Annotated in this window: 17 protein-coding genes, 1 tRNA gene and 1 other RNA gene; 10 read left to right on the top strand and 9 right to left on the bottom strand. The window is 67.4% G+C overall.

Translation table 11 applies throughout. The annotated features are described in order from the left end of the window. The first annotated feature begins 56 nt into the window (after positions 1-56). The 3 genes from NC7_RS01010 to tgt all read left to right on the top strand — a co-directional run bounded on the left by NC7_RS01010 (position 57) and on the right by tgt (position 5,026). Positions 57-1,790, top strand: coding sequence for an ABC transporter ATP-binding protein (locus NC7_RS01010; protein ID WP_067977717.1), 1,734 nt, complete (start codon positions 57-59; stop codon positions 1,788-1,790). Then, positions 1,787-3,694 (top strand): ABC transporter ATP-binding protein, encoded by a 1,908-nt coding sequence (locus tag NC7_RS01005; RefSeq protein ID WP_067977715.1) that lies wholly within the window; start codon positions 1,787-1,789, stop codon positions 3,692-3,694. The genes NC7_RS01010 and NC7_RS01005 overlap by 4 nt, the downstream gene beginning before the upstream one ends. 78 nt (positions 3,695-3,772) lie before the next feature. Further along, a complete protein-coding gene (gene tgt, locus NC7_RS01000) occupies positions 3,773-5,026 on the top strand; it encodes a tRNA guanosine(34) transglycosylase Tgt (protein WP_067977714.1) in 1,254 nt (417 codons plus the stop codon). Between the two features lie 132 nt (positions 5,027-5,158). Here the strand turns inward: tgt and NC7_RS00995 are convergent, their stop codons facing one another. Then, positions 5,159-5,941 (bottom strand): queuosine precursor transporter, encoded by a 783-nt coding sequence (locus NC7_RS00995; RefSeq protein ID WP_084457730.1) that lies wholly within the window; start codon positions 5,939-5,941, stop codon positions 5,159-5,161. Positions 5,942-6,047: 106 nt separating this feature from the next. Here NC7_RS00995 and NC7_RS00990 point away from each other — a divergent pair, with 106 nt between their 5' ends. Then, complete coding sequence (locus tag NC7_RS00990) at positions 6,048-6,629, top strand: DUF4190 domain-containing protein (RefSeq protein WP_067977710.1); 582 nt, start codon at positions 6,048-6,050, stop codon at positions 6,627-6,629. 72 nt (positions 6,630-6,701) lie between these two features. On the opposite strand, the gene NC7_RS00985 is transcribed toward NC7_RS00990, so the two are convergent. The 3 genes from NC7_RS00985 to NC7_RS00975 are packed head-to-tail and all read right to left on the bottom strand — an operon-like array spanning position 6,702 to position 8,866. After that, positions 6,702-7,406, bottom strand: a complete 705-nt coding sequence (locus NC7_RS00985; protein ID WP_067977709.1) for an RDD family protein — start codon at positions 7,404-7,406, stop codon at positions 6,702-6,704. Positions 7,407-7,449: 43 nt separating this feature from the next. Continuing rightward, entirely contained in the window at positions 7,450-8,370 is a 921-nt protein-coding gene (gene gluQRS / locus NC7_RS00980) for a tRNA glutamyl-Q(34) synthetase GluQRS (RefSeq protein ID WP_236573719.1), read from the bottom strand. Positions 8,371-8,380: 10 nt separating this feature from the next. Then, positions 8,381-8,866 carry a DUF309 domain-containing protein gene (locus NC7_RS00975; RefSeq protein WP_067977705.1) on the bottom strand — a complete coding sequence of 162 codons (486 nt, stop codon included), beginning with the start codon at positions 8,864-8,866 and terminating at the stop codon, positions 8,381-8,383. Positions 8,867-9,286: 420 nt separating this feature from the next. Here NC7_RS00975 and NC7_RS00970 point away from each other — a divergent pair, with 420 nt between their 5' ends. Beyond that, on the top strand, positions 9,287-9,496 hold the full coding sequence (locus NC7_RS00970) for a DUF397 domain-containing protein (RefSeq protein WP_067977703.1): 210 nt from the start codon (positions 9,287-9,289) through the stop codon (positions 9,494-9,496). Between the two features lie 94 nt (positions 9,497-9,590). Beyond that, complete coding sequence (locus NC7_RS00965) at positions 9,591-10,979, top strand: wax ester/triacylglycerol synthase domain-containing protein (RefSeq protein ID WP_236573723.1); 1,389 nt, start codon at positions 9,591-9,593, stop codon at positions 10,977-10,979. A 35-nt stretch (positions 10,980-11,014) separates the two neighbouring features. On the opposite strand, the gene NC7_RS29700 is transcribed toward NC7_RS00965, so the two are convergent. Together NC7_RS29700 and NC7_RS00955 are read right to left on the bottom strand one after the other, a co-directional pair. Then, positions 11,015-11,467 carry a helix-turn-helix domain-containing protein gene (locus NC7_RS29700; protein ID WP_084457727.1) on the bottom strand — a complete coding sequence of 151 codons (453 nt, stop codon included), beginning with the start codon at positions 11,465-11,467 and terminating at the stop codon, positions 11,015-11,017. Positions 11,468-11,739: 272 nt separating this feature from the next. Further along, positions 11,740-12,378 (bottom strand): helix-turn-helix domain-containing protein, encoded by a 639-nt coding sequence (locus tag NC7_RS00955; RefSeq protein WP_159372904.1) that lies wholly within the window; start codon positions 12,376-12,378, stop codon positions 11,740-11,742. Between the two features lie 126 nt (positions 12,379-12,504). On the opposite strand from NC7_RS00955, the gene NC7_RS29920 reads away from it, so the two are divergent. Further along, complete coding sequence (locus NC7_RS29920) at positions 12,505-12,636, top strand: hypothetical protein (protein ID WP_255284036.1); 132 nt, start codon at positions 12,505-12,507, stop codon at positions 12,634-12,636. 84 nt (positions 12,637-12,720) lie between these two features. Further along, positions 12,721-14,160 carry a threonine/serine exporter family protein gene (locus tag NC7_RS00950; RefSeq protein WP_084457721.1) on the top strand — a complete coding sequence of 480 codons (1,440 nt, stop codon included), beginning with the start codon at positions 12,721-12,723 and terminating at the stop codon, positions 14,158-14,160. Position 14,161: 1 nt separating this feature from the next. On the opposite strand, the gene NC7_RS00945 is transcribed toward NC7_RS00950, so the two are convergent. The 3 genes from NC7_RS00945 to NC7_RS00935 all read right to left on the bottom strand — a co-directional run bounded on the left by NC7_RS00945 (position 14,162) and on the right by NC7_RS00935 (position 15,995). Continuing rightward, on the bottom strand, positions 14,162-14,575 hold the full coding sequence (locus NC7_RS00945; protein ID WP_157101790.1) for a DUF5994 family protein: 414 nt from the start codon (positions 14,573-14,575) through the stop codon (positions 14,162-14,164). A 257-nt stretch (positions 14,576-14,832) separates the two neighbouring features. Continuing rightward, positions 14,833-14,920, bottom strand: a tRNA-Ser gene (locus tag NC7_RS00940). 67 nt (positions 14,921-14,987) lie between these two features. Continuing rightward, positions 14,988-15,995: a hypothetical protein gene (locus tag NC7_RS00935; protein ID WP_067977695.1), complete on the bottom strand. Its 1,008-nt coding sequence runs from the start codon at positions 15,993-15,995 to the stop codon at positions 14,988-14,990. A 145-nt stretch (positions 15,996-16,140) separates the two neighbouring features. Here NC7_RS00935 and NC7_RS00930 point away from each other — a divergent pair, with 145 nt between their 5' ends. Together NC7_RS00930 and ffs are read left to right on the top strand one after the other, a co-directional pair. Further along, entirely contained in the window at positions 16,141-16,701 is a 561-nt protein-coding gene (locus tag NC7_RS00930; protein ID WP_067977693.1) for a TetR/AcrR family transcriptional regulator, read from the top strand. A gap of 26 nt (positions 16,702-16,727) precedes the next feature. Further along, an RNA gene (gene ffs / locus NC7_RS00925) (signal recognition particle sRNA small type) lies at positions 16,728-16,822 on the top strand. Positions 16,823-16,892 lie beyond the last annotated feature (70 nt).

Here is a 16,892-nt window from a genome sequence, read left to right as displayed (position 1 = left end):
AAACGCCTGGATAACCCGGGGCACGGCCTTCTCGCACGCGGTAGCCTGCGTCCATCATGTTGATCACCCTGCTGCGGACCTACTCGGCCCCGTACCGCGCCCAGCTGGCCGGGGTTCTCGTGCTCCAGCTGGTCTCGGTCATCGCGATGCTCTACCTGCCGAGCCTCAACGCCGACCTCATCGACAACGGCATCACCCGGGGCGATATCGGCTACATCTGGACCACCGGCCTGTGGATGCTCGCGGTGAGCTGCGTGCAGATCATCGCCTCGTCGGCCTCGGTGTACTTAGGCGCGCAGGCGGCGATGGGCGCGGGCCGGGACATGCGCGGCGCGGTGCTGCACCGGGTGGAGACGTTCTCCGCGCGCGAGGTCGGTGTGTTCGGCGCGCCCTCGCTCATCACCCGCTCCACCAACGACATCCAGCAGGTGCAGCTGCTCATCGTCATGTCGGTGACGATTCTGGTGATGGCACCGATCATGTGCGTCGGCGGCATCGTCATGGCCCTGCGCGAAGACCTCGGGCTGTCGTGGCTGTTGCTCATCGCGGTGCCCGCGCTCGCGCTGAGCATGGGCCTGATCGTGGCGAAGATGGTGCCCGGCTTCCGGCAGATGCAGGAACGCATCGACGGGGTGAACCGGGTGCTGCGCGAGCAGATCACCGGTATCCGGGTGATCCGCGCGTTCGTGCGGGAACGTCAGGAGATCTGGCGCTTCGGGATGGCCAATACCTCGCTCACCGACGCCTCGCTGCGGGTGGGCAAGCTGATGGCACTGATGTTCCCGACCGTCATGCTCATCTCCAATGTCACCGCCGTCGGGGTGATCTGGTTCGGCGGACACCACGTCGACGACGGCACCATGCAGATCGGCTCGCTCACCGCGATGCTGTCCTACATCATGCAGATCCTGATGGCCGTGATGATGGCCTCGTTCCTGGCGATGATGGCCCCGCGCGCGGCGGTCTCGGCCGACCGGATCGGCGCGGTGCTCGAGACCGAGTCCTCGGTGCGCCCGCCACGCCTGCCACAACCCTTCGCGGGCGACCCGGCGGCCGTCGACCTGCAATTCGCCGAATTCGCCTTCCCCGGCGCGGAGAAACCGGTGCTGCGAGCCATCCGCTTCCAGGTGGCGCCGGGAACGACGACGGCCGTGGTCGGTTCGACCGGTGCGGGCAAGACCACGCTGATCAATCTGATCCCGCGCCTGATCGATGTCACCGACGGCGCGGTGTACGTCGGCGGCACCGATGTGCGTCACCTCGACCTCGAAAGCCTGCGCGGCGGAATCGGATTGGTACCACAGAAGGCCTACCTGTTCTCCGGAACCATCGCGAGCAACCTGCGCTACGGCAAACCCGACGCCACCGACGAGGAACTGTGGCACGCGCTCGAGGTGGCCCAGGCGGCCGACTTCGTCCGCGAGATGCCGCAGGGCCTCGACACCCCGGTCGCCCAGGGCGGCACGACGGTGTCGGGTGGTCAGCGTCAGCGGCTGTGCATCGCCCGCGCGCTGGTGCGCAAGCCGCGCGTCTACCTGTTCGACGATTCGTTCTCCGCGCTCGACGTGGCCACCGATGCCCGCCTGCGCGCGGCGCTGAAACCCGAGACCGCCGACGCCTCGGTGATCATCGTGGCCCAGCGGATCCAGACCATTCGCGACGCCGACCAGATCGTCGTGCTCGAGGACGGTGCGATGGCGGGCCTCGGCACCCATGACGAACTGATGCGGCGGTGCCCGGAGTACCGCGAGATCGTCGAGTCCCAGCTCAGTGTGGAGGAGGCTCGATGAGGCCGGGTGGACCCGTCCCCGGCGGTCCGGGTACGAAAGCGAAATCGTTCGTTCCGTCCTTGAAGCGGCTGCTGCGCCGCCTCGCGCCGGAGAAGTTCACCGTTGGGGCCATCGTCGCGCTGGTCATCACCTCGGTGGTGCTCAACACGCTCGGCCCGTGGTTGCTCGGCAAGGCGACGAACCTGGTGTTCGACGGATTCGTCGGCAAGCAGCTCCCGGCGGGGCTGAGCAAGGACGAAACCGTCGAGATGCTGCGTCAGCGCGGGGAGAACACCCGCGCCGACATGCTCTCGGCCATGAACGTGGTGCCCGGCACCGGCATCGACTTCGGGGCCGTCGGCCGGGTGCTCACCCTGGTCCTCGCGCTCTACCTGCTCGCCTCGGTCTTCGGCTGGTTGCAGGGTTATCTGCTCAATCTCGTCATCAACCGTACGGTCAAACGGCTGCGCGACGACGTGGAGAACAAGCTGCACCGCCTGCCGTTGCGCTACTTCGACACCGCGCCGCGCGGCGACGTGCTCAGCCGCGTCACCAACGACGTCGACAATGTGTCGCAGAGCCTGCAGCAGACCATGAGCCAGTTGCTGGTCTCGCTGTTCACCGTGGTCGGCATCCTGATCATGATGTTCTGGATCTCACCGCTGCTCGCGCTGATCGCCCTGCTCACGGTGCCCGCCGCCATCGTCGTCACCGCACAGATCGCCAAGCGGTCCAAGCCGCACTTCGTGAACCAGTGGAAATACACCGGTGAGGTGAATTCCTCGGTGGAGGAGGCCTACACCGGTCACGAGATCATCACCGCGTTCGGCCGCAGCCGCGAGGTCGGCCGGGAATTCGACGAACGCAACGACAAGCTCTACCACGCCAGCTTCAAGGCGCAGTTCATCTCCGGCCTCATCATGCCCGCGATCATGTTTCTCGGGAACGTGAACTTCGTGTTCATCGCGCTGGTCGGCGGTCTGCGGGTGGCCACCGGCAACCTCTCGCTCGGTGAGGTGCAGGCCTTCATCCAGTACTCGCGCCAGTTCAGCCAGCCGCTCACCCAGATCGGCGCCATGGCCAACCTGCTGCAGTCCGGCGTGGCCTCGGCCGAACGGATCTTCGAGATCCTCGACGCCGAGGAACAGAGCCCCGACCCGCTGGTGGAGAACCCGCGCCCCGTCGACCGAGGCCGGGTGGAGTTCGACGCGGTGTCCTTCGGCTACGACCCGGAAACCCCAGTCATCGAACGGCTTTCGCTGGTGGCCGACCCGGGGCACGTCATCGCGATCGTCGGCCCGACCGGTGCGGGCAAGACCACGCTGGTGAACCTGCTGATGCGCTTCTACGAGATCGACGCGGGCACCATCTCCATCGACGACGTCGACATCACCACCATCTCGCGCGACCATCTGCGCTCGCGCATCGGCATGGTGCTGCAGGACACCTGGCTGTTCCAGGGCACCATCCGCGAGAACATCGCCTACGGCAATCCGAACGCCTCGGAGAACGACATCATCGCCGCGGCCCGCGCCGCCTACGTCGACCGGTTCGTGCACTCGCTGCCCGACGGCTACGACACGGTGATCGACGAGGAAGGTGGTGGGGTGAGCGCCGGTGAGAAGCAGCTCATCACCATCGCGCGCGCGTTCCTGGCCAAGCCGTCGATCCTGATCCTCGACGAGGCCACCAGCTCGGTCGACACCCGCACCGAACTGCTCGTCCAGCACGCCACCGCCGCCCTGCGCCGCGACCGCACCAGTTTCGTGATCGCGCATCGGCTTTCGACCATTCGGGACGCCGATCTGATCGTGGTGATGGAGAAGGGCCGCATCGTGGAACACGGCAACCACGAACGGCTGCTCGAGGAGCGAGGCGCCTACTACCGGCTCTACAACGCCCAGTTCGCAGCTGTGTCCAATTGAGCGCTGGCGCGCTCGAACCGCCGCTGCGCGGGGATCCCTCCTCGAGGTCGGGATGTGCGGGGCTGGCACCATGGTCGGGTGGCCGATCCCAGTGAGTTCTCCTTCGCCGTAGGTACCCGTCTCGACGGGGGTAGGCACGGGCGTACCGGCGTCATCAGCACGCCGCACGGGGAGATCGCCACGCCCGCCTTCATCCCGGTGGGGACCAAGGCGTCGGTGAAGGCGGTGCTGCCCGAGACGATGAAGGAGCTGGGTGCGCAGGCGCTGCTGGCCAATGCCTACCACCTGTACCTGCAGCCGGGTTCCGACATCGTCGACGAGGCGGGTGGGCTCGGCAAGTTCATGAACTGGGCCGGGCCAACGTTCACCGACAGCGGCGGGTTCCAGGTGATGTCGCTGGGTGTCGGTTTCAAGAAGGTGCTCGCCATGGAGGCCGTCGGGGTGCGGTCGGACCAGGTGATCGCGCCCGGCAAGGAACGGCTGGCGACGGTCGACGACGACGGTGTCACCTTCCGGTCCCACCTCGACGGCTCGAAGCATCGCTTCACCCCCGAGGTGTCGATGGGCATCCAGCACCAGCTCGGCGCCGACATCATGTTCGCCTTCGACGAACTGACCACCCTCATGAACACCCGTGGCTACCAGGAGAAATCGCTGCAGCGCACGCACGAGTGGGCGCAGCGCTGCATCGATGAACACGAACGGCTCACCGCCACCCGCACCCACCGGCCCTACCAGGCACTGTTCGCGGTGATCCAGGGCGCGCAATACGAAGACCTGCGCCGCAAGGCTTGTCGCGAGCTCGAATCGATCCGGGGAAGTGGCGGAACGGAATTCGACGGGTACGGCATCGGCGGCGCGCTCGAGAAGCACAATCTCGGCACCATCGTCGGCTGGTGCTGTGACGAGCTGCCCGAAGCCAAGCCGCGCCACATGCTCGGCATCAGCGAACCGGAGGACATGTTCGTCGCCATCGAGAACGGCGCCGACACCTTCGACTGCGTGAACCCGTCGCGGGTGGCGCGCAACGCCGCGATCTACGTGGACGAGGGCCGGTTCAACATCAACACCAGCCGTTTCCGCCGCGACTTCACCCCGATCGACGAGAACTGCGACTGCTACACCTGCGCCAACTACACCCGCGCCTACCTGCATCATCTGTTCAAAGCCAAGGAGATGCTCTCGGCGACGCTGTGCACGATCCACAACGAGCGCTTCACCGTCCGCCTGGTCGACCGGATCCGAGCGAGCATCGAAGGTGGCTACTTCGATGAATTCAAGAAGGAATTCCTCGGCCAGTGGCAAGGCCGCATCAAAGCCCCCGGCGAGTAGACCCGGACGTCCGATCACCACGCTCTGGTGCGGCATCGGCTGGGAGGCTGACGCCACCAGAGCGTGGTGATCAATTGTCCAGCTGAGCTCGACCCACTACGCGGAACGCGCTCGAAGAGGTGGGTCCGCCGTTCAGTCGTGGAGGGCGTCGACCTTCGCGGGGGCGTAGGAAGGTTCCTTCATCTTGAGGACGGCGATGACCCGGTAGGTGACGGGGAGGACCAGCACCTCGCACACCGTCTTCCAGACGAAGCCGACGATCACGAAGTTGACGAACGACTGCCAGGTGTCGATGCCGATGGCCGGGGCGGCGATCGAGCAGAAGATGAGGGTGTCGGCGAACTCGCCGATCACGGTCGAGCCGATCAACCGCGCCCACAGGTGCTTTTCCTTGGTGCGTTCCTTGATGAACACCAGCGTCGCCGAGTTCAGCAGCTGGCCGACGAAGTATCCGGCGAGCCCGGCGAGCACCAGCTGCGGGGTGGTGCCGAGGACGGTGCGGAACGCTTCCTGGTTCTCGTAGAACCCCGCCGCGGGCAGCCGGACGGCGACGTAGAAGCAGGCGACGGTGAGCAGTAGCGCCGCGAAACCGGTGTAGATCGCGTGGCGGGTGGCCCGGAACCCGTAGACCTCGCTGAGGACGTCGCCGAGGATGTAGGCCAGCGGGAACAGGAAGAAGGCGGCGTCGGTGGCGATCGGCAGGACCTGCAGCGGGCCGAGCATGACCGAACTGCCGGAGAAGAACTCGACGCCCTTGGTGGCGCAGATATTGGAAATGATCAGCGTCGCGGTGAACACGGCGACGATTACCGGATAAAACCCCCGCGCTACCTGGGCGAATGCCGCGTGTTCCGGCGCGGGGTGCCCAGATTCGGCGGGTTTGTCGAGCGAGTTTGCATCAGTCACGAGACACATCCTCCCAAGGACGCCCACCCCGATGGGGTGAACCCTGCCCAGCGGGGCCGAAGGGCCCCGCTCGAGCGCGCCAGCGCTCCAAAGACATATGCAATACCCTGTAGCAATGACGAATCCCGGCGATTCCGACGAGTGGTGGAAGCAGTACGGCGGTTCCGGCGTGTCCCCGGAGTCCGGCGCGCCGGGTTCGGTGCCGCAGTACCCGACCGCCCCGCCGTCGCAGCCTTCGAGCTACCCGTCCAACCCGCAGCAGTCCGCGCCGCAGTATCCGCAGCAGTCCGCTCCGCAATACCCGCAGCAGCCGCCGATGCAGCCGCAGTACCCGGACTACCAGCAGCCCGCGGCGCCGCAGTACCCGCAGCAGCCGCAGTACGGCGGGTATCCGGCCGCCGGGGCCTACAACCCCTACGGTGCCTACCCGCAGCCGCAGGGCACGAACGGTCTCGCCATTGGTGCGCTGGTGTCGTCACTGATCGGCCTGTGTAGCTGCGGCCTCGGTTCGATCGTCGGCATCATTCTCGGTGTGATGGCGATCAACCAGATCAAGGAACGCGGAGGTGAGGGCAAGGGCATGGCCCAGGCGGGCATCTGGATCGGCGCCATCTCGCTGGTCCTCTGGCTGCTCTACATCGTGTTCGTGGTGGTCCTCGGCGTGGTCGGTGGACTGGATTCCTCGTCCACCTACTGACTCTCGCAGACGAACAAGGGGCGCTTCCAGAATCCGGAAGCGCCCCTTGGGGTTTTGCGGGTCGGAGCTGAATCAGCCCTTGACGACCTGGGTTCCGCCAGCGAGCTTGTCGTGCCAGCCCTGCTTGTTCGGGTCGTTGTTGATGGTCACCGCGATGTAGATGGCCAGGCCGGTGGTGGCCAGAGCGCCGAGGCAGTAGATGACCATGGGCGCAAGGAAGATGTTGCGCTTGAACGAGGCCTCCGGAGTGAGCTTCGGTGCGCCACCGGGGGCGACGACCCGCAGACCCAGCAGCTTCTTGCCGAGGGTGGTGCCCTGCGTCACCTCGAAGCCGACGTTGTAACCCACGTAGGCGATGCCCATGAGCACCCACACGATGATGCCCGAGAGGAGCGGGCTGTCCATCAGGGCCATGCCGACGACGAAGTTCACGATCGCCATCGGAATACCGATGATGAAGCCGTCGATCACGCGCGCGCCGAGACGCGTGCCGAGGTCACCGGCCTGCGTGCCACCGAAACCCTGCTGGTTGTACGGATCGGCACCGTAGCCGGGCTGCGGCTGGCCGTACGGCTGCTGACCGTAGGCGGGCTGCTGCTGACCGTACGGGTCGGCCTGCCCGTAACCGGGCACCGGCTGACCGTAACCCGGCTGGGGCTGGCCGTAGGGCTGCTGCTGCTGTCCGTATCCCGGCTGCTGGCCGTAGGGGTCCTGGCCGTAGCCGCCGGGCTGACCGCCCTGCGGGTACTGGTTGGGGTCGTAACCACCGCTGGTCATAAATTCGTCCTCGTCGTGATCAGTAGATCGGTCGTTGCGTACGTTACGGACATCGGTCTGGTTGGAACAACCCGATAGGCTCGAGTATCCATGGTTTTCCCGGGATGCGCGCCGGGTCGAAAACCTCGCGGAGCTCCGCCGTTGTGCGAGCGGTGTATCCGAGTGAATCGGCGATCGCCGCCACCACGTCGCCGGGCGTGTTGCCGAGGGCGAGTCGATCGGAAAGGGTCACCGCCCCATCGCGTTTGGCGAGTCTTTTTCCTTCGGCGTTGAGCACCAACGGAACATGGGCGTAGGTGGGTCGTGGCAGCCCGAGCAGGTCGGCGAGGTAGGCCTGGCGCGGGGTGGACGGCAGCAGGTCGTCGCCGCGTACCACCTGGTCCACCCCCTGGGCGGCATCGTCGACGACGACGGTGAGGTTGTAGGCCGGGATGCCGTCTCCTCGGCGCAGCACCAGATCGTCGACCGCGCCGCGATACCGGCCGTGACGCAGGTCGGTGACCTCGTACTCGGTCACCTCCGCGCGCAATCGCACTGCGGGCGCACGGCCTTCGGCCCGGCGGGCGGCGCGTTGCGCGTCGGTCAAGGGGCGACAGGTGCCGGGGTAGGCGCCCATCGGTCCGTGTGGCGCGGCGGTGGCCTGCTGGATCTCGCGTCGGGTGCAGAAGCATTCATAGGTGCGCCCGGCGGCGGTGAGGTCCGCGATCGTCGACTCGTAGATCGCGAGCCGGTCGGATTGACACAGCACCGGCCCGTCCCAGTCGAGCCCGATGGCGGCGAGGTCGTCGAGCTGACGTCGCGCCGCCCCCGGGCGGACGCGGTCGAGGTCGTCGATGCGCATGCGGAACGCGCGACCGGTGGTGCGGGCGTAGAGCCAGGCCAGCAGAGCGGTGCGCAGATTGCCCAGGTGGAGCTCGCCCGAGGGGCTGGGGGCGTAGCGGCCTGCGCCGGGTGAACTGGACACCTGTCCGATCCTAGTCGGTCGTGCGGCGCAGCCTCGGCCGCAACCGCTCGTCGGTCAGCGCGGTGCCGCGTTCGATGGCGTCGAGCAGCTGCCCGGCGTAGGCGATCAGGCCGTCGCGGTCGACCTCGTGCTGCTGGGCATTCGCCGGGTAGGCGCCGAGCCGCTCCCTCGCGCGCAGCAGCAGCGTCGTCGCGCCCTTGGTGTTGCCGCGCTGGATGTGGGTCAGGCCGACGGCATATTGGGCGAGACCCTGCCAGAGCATCCGCTCGGCTACCGGTCCGTTCTTCCACGCGGCTTCCAAAACTTCGTGCGCGTTGAATGCCAATCCGTCGTCCAGCAGTTGCTGGGCGAAGGCCAGAGTTTGCTGGGGGGTCAACTCGAGATCGTCGGGAATTCGGGCGACTCCGGCACTGCCGGGCGGCAGTGGTCGGCCGAGGCGGTCACGCGGGCGGTCATTGCGGGCACGACCTGCGGCGTCGCGGTCACGGGAGATCATTCCTCCATGATCCACACTCGCCCCGGATGGTGCTGAGGTGGCCGCTGAGGGGCGCGGGAATGTGACGTATCACGAACAAATCACATGGAAGTAACTTCGCATGTGTGGCGGTGGTGAGGAATGGGTAAGGGGTGCTGGCAATGCCGTCGCAAACGTGAATCTTCGCAAGGTTGGCAAACGGATATGAGAAAGCAAATTCTCATCCGCAAACTTGCGGAAGACCTGCTACTGTTTCTTCCGCGGGGGCAGCCCCCGGAGGCGGAAACGCCTCATGCGCTGGTTCGTGCCGATCGGTTGCGCGTACCGGGTGGCAGTGCTGTCGGTGCCACGAAGTAACTCGTCGGTCGCGCCGGAAATCGGAAATGCTGAACCGATTCGGCGGTGTTATCCCGTTCTCACTGATGCGAAGGAGCAAGTGCTGTGGAGGTTGACGTGACGGGCGCTGTGTGGCGCAAGAGCACCTACAGCGGTCCTGATGGAAACTGCGTGGAAGTCGCCTTTCTCACCGGCGGCGACATCGCGGTGCGCGACACCAAGGATCACGGGCGCGGCCCCGTGCTGGCCTTCGGACCAGGAGCGTGGCGAGCGTTTCTCGCCGACGTCACCGCAGGACAGTTCGCGCGCGGCTGAACCGCGGATGCGCCTGAACCGGGCAGTTCGGGCCCCGGGTCGATAGGACTCGGGGCCTCCTCTCGGCGTGGCCTATCGTGGCCGGGTGACCAGAATGGCCCCGCGCGACGCGACGATGTTCTGGCTGTCGCGCCGCACCGCCAATGATGTGTTCCTGCTCTACTGCTTCGGCGAATCCGCCACTCCCACAGCGGAACTGCGCGCGCTCGTGGCCGAACGCGCGGCGCGAATTCCCGATCTGTGTCTTCGGTTGCGCGCGACCGCGCGCGACCTCGACTATCCGCATTGGATTCCGGCCGAATTCCTGCCCCAGCAATTCATCGCCCACCGACCCGAGGGTCTGGCCTGGCCCACCCTGCTCGATCGGCTCGGCGAACTTCTGGGCACCGGCCTCGACGCCACCGAACGGCCGTGGCGACTACACGTTTTCCGTGGCGTCCGTGACGCGCCGATGTCGACCGGACCGTCGTTGGTCGTGGTGGTCCAGATCTCCCACGCCCTCGCTGACGGCACCCGCGCGGCCGCGCTCACCAGATCTCTGTTCATCCACAGTGATCCCGATGCACCTGTGGATAACTCGGCGAAACGCCGAGTAGATGCTGTGGAAACGCGGCGGCAGCCTGTGGATTACTGGGGACAGATCTGTGGATGGATTCCACCGAGTGTGTCTGGGGCACTGAGTTTTCCCCAGCAGTTGGTCGCTACCGTGCGCCGTGGTCTCGCGGCGGACCGGGCGCGACGGGAACTCGCCGAACGCACCGAGGCCGGTGAAGTGCCCGCGCCGACAACCGGCTTCGCACCGAGTGCCGTCAATACGATGCGTCCCGTCGGGGTGTTCGACCATCAGGTCCGCATGCTCGTCGTCCCCGCCGAGACGCTGCGCTCCCCGCGTGTCACAGTGACAGTGCTTGCGCTGACAGCTATTTCGGCCGCGCTCACCGCTTACCTCGCCGAACGCGGTCAACCACCGCAACGTCTCGGCGCCGCTCTGCCGATGGTCATGCCGACACCGCGCGTCGCCAACAACAACTACCGAAGCCTGTCCATCGACCTGCACATCGAAGAACCCGACCTGCGCGTCCGCGCCGACCTGATCGCCCACGAACTGCGAACCCGTCGTGATCGCGCGCTGAATCCGCTGCTCGCCGTACGGGATCGGGTCGGCGACACGGTGCCCGCGCTGTTCGCGGCGCGCGATGTCGCCCGGGCTGACCTCGACACACCTCCGCCGGTCATGGACGGCAACACCGTGGTCTCCAGTGTGAATCGCGGCGCCGCCGACCTCGCCTTCGCGGGGGCACCCGTCCTGTTCACCGGTGGATTCCCGGCGCTCGGCACGGTCATGCACCTGACCCACGGCGTGCACGGTATCGGCGAAACCATCACGCTCTCCGTGCGTTCCGATCGCGCGGCCGTACCCGATCCCGATCGGTACCTCGCCCTGCTCGCCGAAGCACTGGACGCTGTTGGTGGCTGTCGCTGATCGGCTCGCCCCGATGTGGTGGGGCTCCTGCGCGGCTAGCGCTGATCCGCCCGCCCCAACTCGTCGCCGATCGCGCGCAATGCCGAACGCAATGCGGTCGCGGCGTCGCTGCCCGCCGCCTCGCCCTCGATCATCCCGTCGATCCGGAACGGGCAGAAGAAGCCAGAATCACCCTGGTGTGGACGGCCGATCTCGATGAGCGGGCGACCGACCCGATGCCCGGCCGCGATGGCGGCGGCGAGGGCCGCATCGGCCGCGCGCGGGTCGCGGCGCACACGGGGGAGCGCGGGCACGGCCTGGGCGTGCACCCGTTCGTACCAGTCGATCACCTCGGAAGGTGCGGCGCGCGTACCGGTTTCGTAGTGGCCGAGGGCGGCCCGGCTGTACGGAACCCGGGTGGCCAACCCCGCCAAGGACAATCCGGCCTCTTCCCGCAGCCGCCGCAACCGCGCGCCTACGAGTCTCCCCTGCTCGCCCCGACTGGACATGCAGCCATCGTAGAGAACTGTAGACGTTTGTAGACGATTTTTGCTGTCCAAAAGGTCTTGACAGTGACCATACTTTTCCCTGGCTGCTTCACCAGAACCATACCGCGCCACCCGCGCGGAACTGACATGTTCGGAGGGGAAAGCATGGACTTCTACCTGTGGATCGCCGTCGGCCTCTTGGGATTCGGTGCACTCACCCGCTACCTGCTGTTACTACCGCCCGCCGCTACGGACCCCGGCCGCCCCACCGTCGCCGACATCCGCCGCAGGCTTCAGTCCGAGCGAGTACCCGGCCACGACTCGACGATGCCGTCGCCGCGCAACATCTCGAGCAGGAGTTTCTCGGCGTCGGACTTCTCCCTCGCCAACGTGCTCCAGCCGCGCACCACACCGTCGGGTCCGGATTTCGTCGTCCACGAGCCGACCGCATGAGCGCCCTGGGGGTGCAACGAGTAGTAGATGGTGCCGACCGGGAAGGCGACATCCATTCCCCGTACCCAGCCGGTGATCGCGTCACCGTCCCATACCCGCATCTCACCGCGCACGCCCGGCGCCGGATCGTCCTCGGCGACCGCGGTTTCGGCGGTGTCGAGCAGCAGGTGGTCGCCTTCGTGCCGGATCGTCACCTCCGCTACCTCGACCTCGTCACCGTGTTTCGCCGCCTTCTGCCAGGCTGCCCACCACCGGCCCGCCAGGTCGACCCGGTTGTCGACGATCCCGTCCAGTTCCGCCAGCGAGATGCGCAACGCGTCGGCCAGCCGGATCGCGACCGGAAGAGTCGGCGACTGCTCCTCGGACTCGTACCGGGTGATCTGCCGCGAACTCACCCCGATGGCGGTGGCGAGCGCGGGCTGCGACAGCCCGAGCAACCGCCGCCGCTCCTGGATCACCTTCCCCGTCCCGGTGTTCATACAGTCATCGCCTCCATTGCCGGCCCCTACCGTCACACCCTGCCCGACACAGCCGCGCCGGACCCGCCGCCACGGGTCGTCACCGGCGATATCGAACATCGCTGGCGCACCGCACATGCCGACTGCGTGGCCGATTCTCCCATCTCTTCGCTCCAGCAGGCCCGTTTCGTGCTGACCGAGCACGACGGGTGTGGACCACGCTGCCTGCAGCACCTCGCCGCCACGGCCTACAGCACCGGCCTGATCGACGACATCTGAGCAGGTCGGGGGAGTTACCCACGACACGTTGACGAACTCGTGACGAGACGGCGAACCGGCCCGAAACGCCGTTACGGTCGAAGGATGACAGCGGACCACACGGCCGACGGCGAAGGTTCGGCCCTCGAACGCCTCGGTCGGCGCCTGCGCCTGCGCCGCCCGTTCGTGCGTCCGCTCGAGCGGGCCACCGCCGACAACATCGTCGCCGCGCCCACCCCGCTGCGGCCGATCGACCTCACCGACGACGCCGAGGTGTCGCAGGTGCTCGACCTGTCGGTGCGGGTGGGTGAGGTGGTGCTCGCCGCCGGAACCGGTGTCGGCGACACCTCCGCGCAGGTGCGTTTCATCGCCTCCACCTACGGCCTGGACAAGTGCGATATCGACGTCACCTTCGACGCCATCCGCATCTGGGCCGACCGAGGTCCGTATCTGCCGCCCGCCAGCGACATGCGGGTGGTGAAGTACCGCTCGCTCGACTTCACCCGCCTCGCCGCCGTCGACCGGTTGACCCGCCGCATCCGCACCCAGGTGGTTCCGGTGGAGAACGCGCACGCCGCGCTCGACGAGATCGTCTCCGCCCGGCACCCGTATCCCCGCTGGGTGTCGACGGCGGGTTGGTCACTGCTCGCCGCCGCCATCGCGGTGCTGCTCGGCGGCGGGGCGATTCTGGCGGCCATCAGTTTCGCGACGACCGCCGTCATCGACCTGGTGAACCGTGCGCTGCATCAGCTCGGCCTGCCGTTCTTCTTCCAGAACATGGTCGGCGGCATCATCGCCTCGGTTCCGGCGATCGCGCTCGCCGCGTTCAGCGATCAATGGCGGGCCGATGCCGCGCTGATCGTGGCGGCGGGCATCACCGTGCTGCTGTCCGGATTGCAACTGGTCGGTTCGGTACAGGACGCCATTACCGGCGCGCCGATCACCGCCGCGGCCCGCATGCTCGAAGTGGTGATGATGACCGGCGGCATCGTCGCGGGAATCGGACTGGCCCTTCGGGTTTCGACGATCCTGGGAATCGAGGTGCCCGAGATCGCGGCGAACGCGGGACGCGACACCGAATTCCTCGCGCTCAAACTCAGTGCCGGTGCGGTGGCGGCGGTCGCCTTCGCGATGGCCTGTTACGCCGAGCGGCGCGCCCTGTTCGCGGCCGGGCTCAGTGGCGCGGGCGGTACCGTCGCCTACCTCGTCGTGCAGGACATCGGGTTCGGGCCGGTCGTCGCCTCGGGCGCGGCGGCCACGCTGATCGGCATGGCCGGTGGTCTGATGGCGCGGCGCGCGCTCACCCCGCCGCTGGTCGTCGCGGCCGCGGGCATCACCCCGCTGCTGCCCGGTCTGAAGGTGTATCGGGGTCTGTACGCCCTGCTGGACGACGAGACCCTGCTCGGTTTCGGGCAGATTCTCGGCGCGTTCGGTGTGGGGTGCGCGCTGGCGGCGGGCGTCATCCTCGGTGAATGGTTCGACCGGTTGCTCAGCCGCCGAGGCACCCCGCGCGATTTCGATCCGACCTACACCAGCGACCGCTGACTCAGACCGCGCCGAGCAGCGTGCGCGGTCCGTCGGCGGCGGTGTCGGCCGGGGCCGGGTCCTGGATGCGGGGTTTGCCTGCGGCCCAGCGCATCTGACTGCGCGCGGCGGCGGCCTCGGTGGACGCCGGGATGACGAGCAGCGCGAGGCTGGCGCCGTTGCTGCCGACCAGGTGCATGATGCGCGCGGCCTCGTCGGCACCGGGTTCGTCGGCGGTCCAGTTGAATCCGAGCTGGGCCAGCTTGCCGATCTGCGGGCCGACCGCGGTGACCAACTGGTGCATCTCGGTCATGGGTGCGTCGGTACGCGGCCACCAGGCGCCGTCGATCGGGCCGGGTGCCGTTTTGCGGTCGCGCAACATCAGCCGGATGGGGCCTGCCGTGTCGCGACCGATAGTCGTGTCAGGTGTGCTCACGAAAGTTTCCTCTTGGTGTGTTCGGCCGACGCTCTCGGCGTCGGCCGGTGTGCGCTGTCGGTTTCGACGGGCACGAAGCCTTTAATACCCAGTTCCGCTGTGTCTGCACGCGCGATTTATCGGGGCGGCGACGACGGCGTTCGGGTGCGGTGGGGGTCTCCCGCACCATCGGGGCTCACTCTACGGATGCCCACCGACAGATCCACCGGATCAAAACGAACAGGGCCCTGACCGGCGAACCGATCAGGGCCCTGCTGTGGCGGAGGATAGGGGATTTGAACCCCTGAGGGCGTTAACCCAACCCGCGTTCCAGGCGAGCGCCATAGGCCACTAGGCGAATCCTCCGTGGAGCAGCATAGCGGGTCGACGGGGGCCGATGCCAAACCGGCCCCCGTCGGACGCCGCTGACCTGCTATTTCTTCAGTGCGGTCAGGACCTTGCGGACCTGGGTTTCGGCGGCCGAGCGCATGGCCGACTTGTCCGCGCTGCCCATCTTGTCGACGTCGATCTTCACCTTCACCGAGATGTTGCTGTCGTGCGCGGCGACCACATAGGTGTAGTCGTTCGGGATCGAGCCGTAGATGCGCTGCTCGTAGGCGTAGTAGGCCTCCGAGCCGAGGCCGCTGAGCGGGCCGTGGTCGTAGTCCTTGCCGGTGGTCTTGGTGTCGTAACCCTTCCAGCGCGAGTAGTTCGACTCGGTCTCGTAGCTGGCCTTGAACGCCACCTCGAGGGAGATCTTCGCGCCGGTTCCGTTGCGGCCGGAGTCCTGGTTGGCGGCATCGCAGTTGTAGGAGCCACCGCCGCCGTACTCCGACGGCTCACGCTCGGTGTGCGTGGTCGTCTCCCTGGTCGTCGCCCACTGGTTGAGCACCGTGAGGTCGATCAGGTCGCAGGCGTTCTTACCCTTCTGGAAGGCGTAGTTCCCTTCCCACTCCGACGGGTTGGGGCCGAAGGGGTCGGTCTCGTCGGCCTTGTTCGCGGCGAACGCGATGAGGCCGATCACGAGCACACCGACCAGTGCGACGGCACCGCCGACGATCCACCACACGGCCTTGTTGCCCGACGACGGCGGACGCGGCGGCGTGCCCCACTGCTGGGCCGGGTACTGCGGCGGCGCCGCGAACGGCTGCGCCGGGGCGCCCGCCTGGTACGGCATGCCGGTGTAGGGCTGTTGGTTCGCCCCACTCTGGTACGGCGTGGCCGCCGGGGGAGCGGTGTAGGGCTGTGGGTTCGCCCCGCTCTGGTGCGGCGTCGGCGGCGCGGTGTAGGGACCGGGCGTACCGATGTCACCGCGCAGGATGGTCGGATCGGCCTGCTGCGGTGGCTGGCCGGACTCGGTGCCTGGGCGTTCCCACCACTGCACGGTCGGGTCGGACGGCGGTACGTCGCCGCCGGGCGGTTGCTGGTTCGGGCCGGTCACGCGCGGAACCCCCTCGTAGTCATGGGGAACCGGGACCCCCCTTGCCGATATCGCACTGATCGTAGCCGGCTTCGCCGGGGATGACGTACCTATACGCCTACGTACACTGGTTCCTCCGTCGTCGGGCGAGCAGAACGGAGCACACGTGGGCATTGCGCGAACACCACGGGAACGCTGGATCGAAGAGGGCCTGCACGTGCTCGCCACTTCGGGAGTCGACGCGGTACGGGTCGAAGCGCTCGCCAAACGCATCGGCGTAACCAAGGGTGGTTTCTACGGTTACTTCGCCGACCGCGAGGCCCTGCTGACCGCGATGCTCGAAGCCTGGGAACGCGAGGCCGTCGACGAGGTGCTCGCCAAAGTCGACAACGCCGGTCTCGATCCGAAGACCAGGGCGCGGGTGGCCGGGGTGCTCACCCTCTCGGACCACCGGCTGCTGCCCATCGACCTGGCCGTGCGGGACTGGGCCCGCCGCGACGACGACGTGGCCGCCCGCCTGCGCCGCGTCGACAACGCGCGAATGGCCTTGCTGCGCGAGACGATCGGCGAATTCTGCGATGACCCCGACGAGGTCGAAGCCCGCGCCCTGCTCGCCTTCTGCGCCGTGATCGGCAGCCACTTCCTGGCCGCGGACCACGCCGGACGAACCCGCGTCGAAGTGCTCAGCCGAGCCGCCGACCTGCTGTTCGAACCCCGCGATCGCTAGTCCGCGCGATTGCCGCTACACTGGCCGACGGATCCCGCGCGGCGCGCATCCTGTGAACTCCCCCAGGGCCGGAAGGCAGCAAGGGTCAACGGGCTCTGCCGGGTGCGCGGGGTCCCCTTACTTCTCGGAACTCCGCTGACACACCTTCGCAGCGTGCGAGTCCCACCCTCCCCGGATACCCTGCCGAATCC

This window comes from Nocardia caishijiensis NBRC 108228 (assembly GCF_001612825.1).
GTDB lineage: Bacteria > Actinomycetota > Actinomycetes > Mycobacteriales > Mycobacteriaceae > Nocardia > Nocardia caishijiensis.
The sequence above is the reverse complement of the archived record's forward strand: the minus strand, read 5'-3'. Positions and strand labels throughout refer to the sequence as shown.

Coding starts and splice junctions, on each gene's coding strand:
- NC7_RS01010 (WP_067977717.1), top strand. CDS start 57: ATGTTGATCACCCTGCTGCGGACCTACTCGGCCCCGTACCGCGCCCAG.
- NC7_RS01005 (WP_067977715.1), top strand. CDS start 1,787: ATGAGGCCGGGTGGACCCGTCCCCGGCGGTCCGGGTACGAAAGCGAAA.
- NC7_RS00995 (WP_084457730.1), bottom strand. CDS start 5,941: ATGTGTCTCGTGACTGATGCAAACTCGCTCGACAAACCCGCCGAATCT.
- NC7_RS00990 (WP_067977710.1), top strand. CDS start 6,048: ATGACGAATCCCGGCGATTCCGACGAGTGGTGGAAGCAGTACGGCGGT.
- NC7_RS00985 (WP_067977709.1), bottom strand. CDS start 7,406: ATGACCAGCGGTGGTTACGACCCCAACCAGTACCCGCAGGGCGGTCAG.
- NC7_RS00975 (WP_067977705.1), bottom strand. CDS start 8,866: ATGATCTCCCGTGACCGCGACGCCGCAGGTCGTGCCCGCAATGACCGC.
- NC7_RS00965 (WP_236573723.1), top strand. CDS start 9,591: ATGGCCCCGCGCGACGCGACGATGTTCTGGCTGTCGCGCCGCACCGCC.
- NC7_RS29700 (WP_084457727.1), bottom strand. CDS start 11,467: ATGTCCAGTCGGGGCGAGCAGGGGAGACTCGTAGGCGCGCGGTTGCGG.
- NC7_RS00955 (WP_159372904.1), bottom strand. CDS start 12,378: ATGAACACCGGGACGGGGAAGGTGATCCAGGAGCGGCGGCGGTTGCTC.
- NC7_RS00950 (WP_084457721.1), top strand. CDS start 12,721: ATGACAGCGGACCACACGGCCGACGGCGAAGGTTCGGCCCTCGAACGC.